6 protein-coding genes are annotated in these 9,302 nt (G+C 64.6%); all 6 read left to right on the top strand.

Features of this window, described 5'->3' with window-relative positions:
- Positions 1-210: 210 nt before the first annotated feature.
- A complete protein-coding gene (locus tag AC4FAH_RS09340) occupies positions 211-1,410 on the top strand; it encodes a polysaccharide export protein (RefSeq protein ID WP_192837660.1) in 1,200 nt (399 codons plus the stop codon).
- A 73-nt stretch (positions 1,411-1,483) separates the two neighbouring features.
- Entirely contained in the window at positions 1,484-3,847 is a 2,364-nt protein-coding gene (locus AC4FAH_RS09345) for a GNVR domain-containing protein (RefSeq protein WP_286989372.1), read from the top strand.
- Positions 3,848-4,045: 198 nt separating this feature from the next.
- Positions 4,046-5,341: a sugar transferase gene (locus AC4FAH_RS09350; RefSeq protein WP_233593303.1), complete on the top strand. Its 1,296-nt coding sequence runs from the start codon at positions 4,046-4,048 to the stop codon at positions 5,339-5,341.
- Between the two features lie 2 nt (positions 5,342-5,343).
- Positions 5,344-6,411 (top strand): EpsG family protein, encoded by a 1,068-nt coding sequence (locus tag AC4FAH_RS09355; protein WP_107336356.1) that lies wholly within the window; start codon positions 5,344-5,346, stop codon positions 6,409-6,411.
- Entirely contained in the window at positions 6,408-7,799 is a 1,392-nt protein-coding gene (locus AC4FAH_RS09360; RefSeq protein WP_284726788.1) for a polysaccharide biosynthesis protein, read from the top strand. The genes AC4FAH_RS09355 and AC4FAH_RS09360 overlap by 4 nt, the downstream gene beginning before the upstream one ends.
- Before the next feature lie 151 nt (positions 7,800-7,950).
- Positions 7,951-9,302: polysaccharide pyruvyl transferase family protein (locus AC4FAH_RS09365; RefSeq protein WP_490245943.1), on the top strand; the 1,352-nt coding region annotated here is incomplete at its 3' end.

Genomic DNA, 9,302 nt, shown 5'->3' on the forward strand with positions numbered 1-9,302 from the left:
CCGAGACCGCCAGGGTCCGGTACCTAAATGCACGAGGGCCCACCCTCGGCAGCCGCGTGACAGCCAGGCAAGGCCGGCGACACGCATGACGCAGCAGGAACTGAAGACGTTATCGAATCCATCCCGGCGGCCATGTGCGGCGGGGGAAGGCGCGATGATCATGGCACTGGGGTGCCGGGTCATCGGGCCTGTCGACTCAACGGACTTCAGATGAAAAATGCACTGATAGCACGACTTCTGGGCGCCAGCTTGAGCATCGGCGCCCTCACCGGGCTCGCCGGGTGCGTCTTCGCCCCCGGTGGCAACATCGACTACGACACCAGCGCTGCGCCGGTGGACGACATCGTCGATGTGGAACCGATCACCTTTGGCCTGATCAAGGCCCAGGCGCGCGCAGACGCCGAATCACGCCAGTCCAGTGGCGATGACAAGCAGCGTCGTGAGCTTGAAAAGGCGCTGGCCCAGGAGCTCAACAGCAGCACGCGCGCCAGTCTGGCACCGGACTATCAGTACCGTGTCGGCCCCGGCGACATCCTGACCATCATCGTCTATGACCATCCCGAGCTGACCTTGCCGACCGGTTCCGAGCGCAGTGCGCAGGAAGCCGGCAACGTCGTGCACGCCGATGGCACGCTGTTCTATCCCTATGTCGGTCGCGTCAAGGTCAGTGGCATGACGCTGGACCAGATTCGCCGTGATCTCGGCGAGAAGCTGCAGCCCTACCTCAATGCGCCGCAGATCGACGTCAAGGTCGCCGCCTTCCGCAGCCAGAAGGTGCGGATTACCGGCGAGGTGCAGTCTCCCGGCGTGCAACCGATCAGCGATGTACCGCTGAGCCTGCTGGACGCCATCGCGGCGGCGGGCGGTCTGTCCGAAGACGCCGATTGGCACAACGTGGTGCTCAAGCGCAATGGCGAAGAGACCACCATCTCCCTCTATGAGCTGCTGGCCGAGCGCAATGGCGCCAACGATGAGGCGGGCAATGACCGCCTGCTCAAGGATGGCGACACCCTCTACGTGCCGGATGTCGGTACCCAGAAGGTGTTCGTGATGGGCGAGGTGGACAAGTCCATCAGCCTGCCGCTGGGCAGAAGCCCGATCTCGCTGACCGATGCCATCGCGCGTGCCGGCGGCATCAAGGAAAACTCCGCCGATGCGTCGGGCATCTTCGTCATCCGTCGTGATCGTGAAGACCCCGAGAAGCTGGCCACCGTCTATCAGCTGGATGCGCGCAATTCCACGGCGCTGATTCTGGGCGCGGACTTCGGCCTCAAGCCGCAGGACGTCGTCTATGTCACCGCCGCACCGGTCTCGCGCTGGAACCGTGTGATTACCCAGCTGCTGCCGACGGTGAGTTCCATCTACTACAGCACCGAAATCCAGGACAACCTCGATACCCTCGGCCAGTAAGGCGAGGGGTCGTCAAGGCGTCCCTGCCCGGCACCGCCGTGGCCGGGCAGGACACCAGGAGAGTGACCCAACGATGTCGAACCGCAATTCCCACACCACGCGTCAGGCCTTGGCCAGCGAGTCGTCAAGCGTGCCCGCGCGCACCAGTCTTGATCTCGGCCGCATGCTGGGCCAGCTGTATGACAGCCGTCTGACGCTGGCGCTGATCACCGGCACCTTCACCGTGCTGGCGGTGCTCTACGCGCTGCTGGCCACTCCGATCTACAAGGCCGATGCGCTGGTGCAGGTCGAGGAGGGCGGCGGCAACATGAACCCGCTGCGTGATGTCTCCAGCCTGCTGCGTGGCGAGGCGCCGCCGTCCGAGTCCGAGATCCAGATCATCACCTCACGCCTGGTGCTGGGCGAGACGGTCAAGAAGGAGCAGCTGGATCTGGTGGTCAAGCCGTATCAGTACCCGCTGATCGGCACCTTCCTGCGCACCCACGAATTCGCGCGTCCGAGCTGGCTTGCCGGTTCCAGCATGGTCTGGGCAGGCGAGTCGATCGACGTGGCCAGCCTGGAGGTGCCGGCGGCCTGGGACGATGTGCCGCTAACGCTGGTGTCGCTGGGAGAGGGTGGTGAGTACGAATTGCAGTACGACGGCGATGCACTGGGCACCGGTGTGGTCGGCGAAGCCTCACGCTTCGATGGCCCGCTGGGCGAGGTAAAGCTCAAGGTCAGCGCACTGGACGCGGCCAGGGGCGCTGAATTCACGCTGATGCATCAGTCGACCCTGGAAGCGACGAATGCGCTGCGTTCACGCTTCGCGGTGGCCGAGATGGGCAAGGAAACCGGGGTGCTGGGTCTGGCGCTGGTCGGCGAAGACCCGCTGCGCACCCAGCAGACCCTGCAGCGCATCACCGAGACCTACCAGCAGCAGAACATCGAGCGTCAGTCCGCCGAAGCCGAGAAGTCGCTCGAGTTTCTCAAGAAGCAGGTGCCGACGGTGCGTGAGCGCCTCGAAGTGGCCGAGAACCGTCTCAATGCCTATCGCGGCAAGAGCGATAGCGTGAATCTGGATCTCGAGACCAAGTCGGTGCTCGAGCAGCTGGTCAATATCGACAATCAGATCAACGAGACCCAGCTGGAAGAAGCGGAGCTGTCCGGCAAGTTCAACCCCAGTCACCCCAACTACGTGGCGCTGCGCAAGAAGCGTGCGGACCTGCAGCAGACCCGCAAGGAGCTGGAGAAGCAGGTCGGTGACTTGCCGGACACCCAGCAGGAAATCCTGCGCCTGGAGCGTGAAGTCGAGGTCAATCAGCAGATCTACGTGCAGCTGCTCAACAAGACCCAGGAAATGAACATCGCCCAGGCCAGCACCATCGGCAATATCCGCATTCTGGACGAGGCCGTCGCACAGCCGCATCCGATCAGCCCGCGCAAGGCGATGATCGTGGTGATCGCGACCCTGCTGGGCGGCATGCTCGGAGTGGTCTTCGTGCTGCTGCGCTCCATGCTGCATCGCGGTATCGAGACGCCGTCGGAGCTGTCCGACCTGGGCCTCAATGTCCACGCGACCCTGCCGCTCTCCGAAGAGCAGGCACGCCTCAACCGTCGTCTGGCGCGTGGCTTCAAGCGCTTCACTGGGCGCGGTGTCGCAACAGCGGCCAATGACAATGTCGCGCCCGGGCTGCTGGCGATCCGCAATCCGGCGGACCTCTCCATCGAGGGCCTGCGCGGTCTGCGCACCAGCCTGCACTTCGCGATGATGGAAGCCCCCGACAATCGCCTGATGATCTGTGGCCCGAGCCCTGGCATCGGCAAGAGCTTCGTGTCCGCCAACCTGGCCGCCGTCTGCGCCCAGGCCGGCAACCGGGTACTGGTCATCGATGCCGACATGCGCCGTGGCCATGTCCACCAGAGCATGGCGGGTGTCCAGCACAGCGACGCCGCGCCGGGCCTGAGCGACTTCCTGCTCGGCAAGGCCGACCGCGACAGCATCGTGCGTGGCATCACCGATCCGAGTCTGGCGATGTCCGAGACCGCCGCTGCGGCGCCTGGCGAAGGGGTGGCCGCCAACGGCGCGCCGAGCAATCTGTGCTATGTGGCACGCGGCACCTCGCCCTCCAATCCATCGGAGCTGCTGTTGCAGTCACGCTTCAGCGACCTGCTGACGTGGGCCAGCGCCAACTTCGACATGGTCATCATCGATACACCGCCGATCCTGGCCGTCACCGATGCCGCCATCGTCGGCAAGCAGTGCGGTGTCAGCGTGATGGTGACGCGCTTCATGCATAACTCGCCCAAGGAAATCGAAGCGGCGCTGGAGCGCTTCGCCTCCAGTGGCGTGCACGTCGATGGCGCGATTCTCAATGCCGTCGAGCGCAAGGCCACCACGACCTACAGCTACGGCTACAGCTATCACGATTATCAGTACCAGGGTGGCGCCAAGGGTTAGCGGCCACTTGCATTAGAGCCCGCGAACCCGATGTCCGAGACTGCGTGCCTCGTTGGCAGTGGGGATCGGCAGTCGAGGCGAGAGCCGAGGCAGTACGGGTGAAGCATCGGGTAGCACGCCGTCGAGCGACGGCACCAGCGGCTCCGAGCGTGATGAACGGAACCACAACACGAACGCAAGCCAAGGGGGTAACGGCATATGAATACCACGACGAACCATGCAAGCTCCGGGCTGGAAGGGCGTCAGCGCCACTCCCGCATGTACGAGCGACTGATGTTCAACTCGCTGTGTCAGGCCATCGTCGGTCTGATTCTGGCAGTGGGTGTCCCGCTGCTGCTGATCAATGGCCTGCGCCCGTGGGTCAGCGAGATGCGCATGCACAGTGTCATCGCCGCCAGCGGCGGCTTCCTGCTCGCATTGCAGGCGATTCGTCACATGTCGCGCTACCCCGGCGCCAAGGCCTTCGCCTACGTGCTGCCGGCCATCACCATCAGCTATCTGCTGGCGATGAGCGTGCTGATCGCGCTGGATCTGCGCTTCAGCCGTATCGTGCTCGGCAGCTCGTGGCTGGCGGCGATGCTGATCTGCTCCGTCGGCTTCTGGGCCGAGCAGCGTACCCGCATCCGCAAGCTGGCCGTGGTGCCCTTCGGTGACTATCGCAGCCTGTTCACCACCCGTGGGGCACGCTGGAACCTGATGCGCGCGCCGGATCTCGGCGAAGAACGCTACAACGGCGTGGTCGCCGATCTGGAAGCCGACATGCCGGCAGAATGGCAGCGTTTCCTGGCCAACTGCGTGCTGCATCGCATCCCGGTCTATGACGCCAGCGAAGTCCGCGAGTCGCTGACCGGCCGTGTCGAGCTCGATCAGGTGCGTGAGAACAGTTTCGGTCAGCTGGCCCCCAACAGTGAATATGAGCTGTTCAAGCGTCTGTTCGACATGCTGGCCGTGCTCGCCGTGGCACCGTTCGTGCTGCCGATCTGCCTGGTGACCGCCGTGCTGATCCGTCTCGATTCGCCGGGTGGCGTGTTCTTCGTCCAGGAACGTGTCGGCCAGGGCGGTCGTCCGTATCGCATGTTCAAGTTCCGCAGCATGTGCCACGACAGCGAGAAGACCGGCGCCCAGTTCGCCCAGGCCAATGACATGCGCGTGACCCGCATCGGTCGCGTGATCCGCAAGACCCGCATCGATGAGCTGCCGCAGTTCATCAACGTGCTCAAGGGCGAGATGAGCCTGATCGGCCCGCGTCCGGAGCAGGTCAAGTTCGTGAATGAATTCGCCGAACAGATTCCGTTCTACAACTACCGTCACGTGGTCCGTCCGGGCATCACCGGCTGGGCACAGGTCACTCAGGGCTATGCCTCTGACGCCGACGAGACCCGCGAGAAGCTCGAGCACGACTTCTACTACATCAAGCGCTTCTCCGTGTGGCTCGACCTGCTGATCGTCGGCCGTACCATCAAGACCATGCTGACCGGCTTCGGGGCACGCTGAGCATGCTGACCGTCAGTGGCTATTACGTCGGCTTCATGGCCCTGCTGGTGGCAATCCTGCCGCTGGCCGCCAACGAGCGCACCCGCATGGTGGGTGCCTGGTTGGCCGGTGGGCTGTGTCTGGCGTTCATGGCATTGCGTTACGACGCAGGGTACGACTACTTCTCGTACCGCCAGATGGCCACCTGGCAGGTCGACCTGAGCTTTCTCGAGCCCGCACCTGCTGCCCTGGCACGCATGGCGCGGGCCTGGGGCGAGCCGCAGCTGTTCTTCATCATCACCGCCATCCTCTACGTGTCGTGCTTCGTCTCGGCACTGGTGATGAGCCGTCGCAATCTGGCCTGGTGCCTGCTGTTCTTCGTCTGCCTGCCGCTGATCTATCTGTCGGCCTTCGGGTTCGTGAAGCAGCACGTGGCGATTGCGCTGTTCATGCTGGCGATGGCGTGTCTGGAGCGTGGCATGCGGCTGCCCGCGCTGGTGCTGATGCTCGTCGGCACCAGCTTCCACTACACCCTGGCACTGTATCTGCCCCTGCTGGTGATCTATCCGCTGCTGCGCCGTGCCTACCCGTTCTGGCTCTACCTGGGGCTGCTGCCACTGTGTTTCGTGGCCGGGCCGCTGGCCAAGAGCATTCTCAGTGCGCTGGGCCTCTATGCGCATTATTTCGAGGATTTCTCCGGCGGTGGCGAGAAGCTCTACGTCATCTACCTGTTGATCTGCCTGGGCACCCTGGTGCTGTGGAAGCATTTCCGCCTGTCACTGGACCCCTGGGCCTTCAACCTGATGTTCATCGGCGTGGCGCTCTACACCCTGTTCATCACCTACGGTGAGCATGTGGCACGTGCCAGCTATTATTTCCTGCCGTTCGCCATCTTCGTCATCTGTGACGTGATCGAGCACTTCCGCGACAAGCTGTTGCCCAGCCTGATCAGCGGCGTGCTGATGATGGCGCTGTTCTTCATGTCGCTGAAGGTGGCGGCCGGCAATCAGGACCACGATTTCTTGAACAACTACGAGTTCTATTTCTTGAGCGATGAAGCCTTGGTCGTCGGCAACGGAGGCCAGTCATGAGCGAAGCGCTGATCTTCTCGCTGTTCAATCTGATGGCGCGCGGCCTGTCCTCCGCCGCGGGCCTGCTGCTGGCGCGTGCCGTGGCGCCGGAGGCCTTCGGTGAATACGCGCTGGCCCTCAACTACGCGGTATTGCTGGGCGTACTGGCGCGCATGGGCGGCAACGAGGTGTTGCTGGTCACCCGCGACGGTGCCAGCGCGTCGGCACTGCGCCGCTGGATGGGCGTCGGCATCTCGCTGTATGCCTTGCTGGCGATCGGCTTCGCCGTCGGCATCGCGCCGCTGCTGGGCCTGTCGGCCTTCATCTTCGCCTTCTGTGCGCTGCGCGCCGCGGCGGAGCAGGTCGGCCTGCAGATGATCAACTCGCGCCTGCAGCGTCAGGAGCGCCTGGGTCGCGTCAATCTGATGACGGTGCTGATCTCGCTGGCGGTGGCGATCGCCGTCGCCTGCGCCGCGGGCCCGGCGCTCTATCATCAGGGCGTCGAGCTTGTGACCGGCGCCGAGTTCAGCGCTGACCTGACCACCCCCGCCGGCATGTTCGGCCTGGCGCCGGTGCCGACCTTCGTGATGGTCAGCGCCATCGCGCTGGTCATCGTGATGGCGCTGGGCATGTGGCTGTCGCGTGATGCGCTAGCGGATGCCCGGGCCGAGGCCGACGCGGCGGCGGGCGATGAGGGCGTGGGTCAAGAGGGCGCGGGCCAGCGTCGCCTGCCGAGCAAGGCCGATTTCGCGCGCGGTCGCGGCTTTCTCTACAACAACCTGATGTCGTTCGCCTACCTGCAGGCCTGGGTGATTCTGGCCGGGCTGGCGTTTGCGCCCGCTCAGGTGGCCAGTGTCTCGGTGGTGACCTCCATCGTGTTCGCGCTCTATGTGTTCCCCACCAGCCTGTATCGCTACTACCTGCCCAAGCTGACCCACGGCGATGCGCGCCTCAAGGAGTACCTGGTCATCGCCAGTGGCTTCGCGCTGCCGGTGGCGGGAGGACTGGCGCTGATCGCGCCGTGGCTGGCGGAACACTTCCTGAGCGGCGCCTACCCGCGCCTGACCCTGACGCTGCGCGCCTTCGCGCTGGTCTATCTGGTGCACGCCTTCGTCACCTGCGCCTTCACGCGTCTGGCCGCGCTGCGCCTCAACGGCAAGCGCCTGCTGTGCCAGAGCACCGGCGCCACGTTGGTAGTCGGCGGGGGCCTTGCGATCGCGGCGCTCAACCACTCGCTGGGCAACGCGTCCGGCGACACCGGCAGCCTCCTGGGCGTCGATCTCTACAGCCTCTTCCTGTGTGTGCCGGTCGCCGCCGAAGTGGTGATGCTGGCGATGGCGATCCTCTTTCAGCCATCACTCTCCCGCGGTGGCAAGGCACACGAAGACAACGCTGCGGCGAGTGCCTGAGCCTGACCGGGCTTCACGAGCGCAGCAGGAATCGGAAGGTCAGCATCTGTGCCTTCCGGTTGATGACATGACGGCGATGCCGGGCATGCAGACACAGCCCTCAGGCATCGCGCGTTCGAATCGCGACATTACGGACAGAAGGACGAACAGCATGGCCAAGATATGCATGACGCACGGATGGCATGACGACAACAAGGGCGACTCCGCCATCCTGATGGGCACCATCGACTTCCTCGATCAGCTGATCGATGCCGAACAGGGCCGCAGCGATGTCTCCGGTGCCGGCGTGGCCAAGGCCGAAGGCCACCGCATCGATATCCTGCCCATCGATGATCAGGTGTTCGCCACCGAGCGCGGCCCGTTCCGCCATATCCGTCGCCGCTACCGTGAACGTGTCACCGTCGGCCAGCCGCTGATGCCGCCGATGCGTGACAAGCTGCGCTTCGTGACCTCGCTGCTTGGCCTGGGCGCCAAGATGATGTTCGGCAAGCAGGGCAAGAGTGGCAACGACATCATCGACGCCGCGGACCTGGTGGTCGTCAAGGGCGGTCATATCTTCCACAACGGCAGCTTCAAGAAGACGCTGTCCTCGTGGCTGGCGCTGATCGGCTATCTGGCGCCGGTGATGCTGGCCCGCAAGGCCGGCAAGCGCGTCTTGCTGCTGGGTCACTCCTTCGGCCCGTTCAAGACCCCGGCCCAGGAACGCTTCTTCCTGCGCACCCTGAGCGATTGCCTGGTGGTCTCGCGTGAGGAAATCACCCACGCCATGACCCAGAAGGCCGACCCGAAGCTGCCGCACGCGCTGCTGGGCACCGACATGGCCTTCGCCATGGCCCCTCGTGCCAGCGACGAGCATGCCGCGGTCAAGGCGCCGAATGGCGTGGCCTCGCCGTACGCCGTGATCACCCTGCGCGACTGGTGGGGCCTGGATCAGCAAGCCTTCGCCGAGCGTGTCGAGGTGCTGTCGCGCTCACTGCTGGAATCCCGCGAGCGTCTGGGCATCGAGCGCCTGCTGGTGGTACCGCACGTGCTGGGCCCGACCGATATCGAGAATGACCAGCGCATCTCCCAGCTGGTGTTCGACCACCTGCAGAAGGCACTGGCCGCGGCACAAGGCGGCGAAGACCTCGCCACGCGTATCGAGCTGGTGCAGGGCGACCCGAGCCCGGATGCGCTGGTCGATCTCTACCGCGATGCCCAGTTCCTGGTCGGCACCCGCTTCCACTCGGTCATCTTCGCGCTGATGTCCGGCACGCCGGTCTACGCGCTGTCCTACTGCGGTCCCAAGGCGCCGGGCATCATGCGTGACTTCGGTCTCGGCGACAGCGTGCAGGACATCGAGAACTTCGACCCGGCGCGCATCGTGGCCGATATCGAACAGCTGGTCGCCGACAAGGCCTTCCCGGCGCTGGCCGAGAAGGTCATCGCCGAGAAGCTGGCGATCACCGCCGATATCACGCGCGACTTCCTGCGTCGTGCACCGGGACGTGCCGGCGTCTGGGG

Source organism: Cobetia sp. (genome assembly GCF_983723665.1).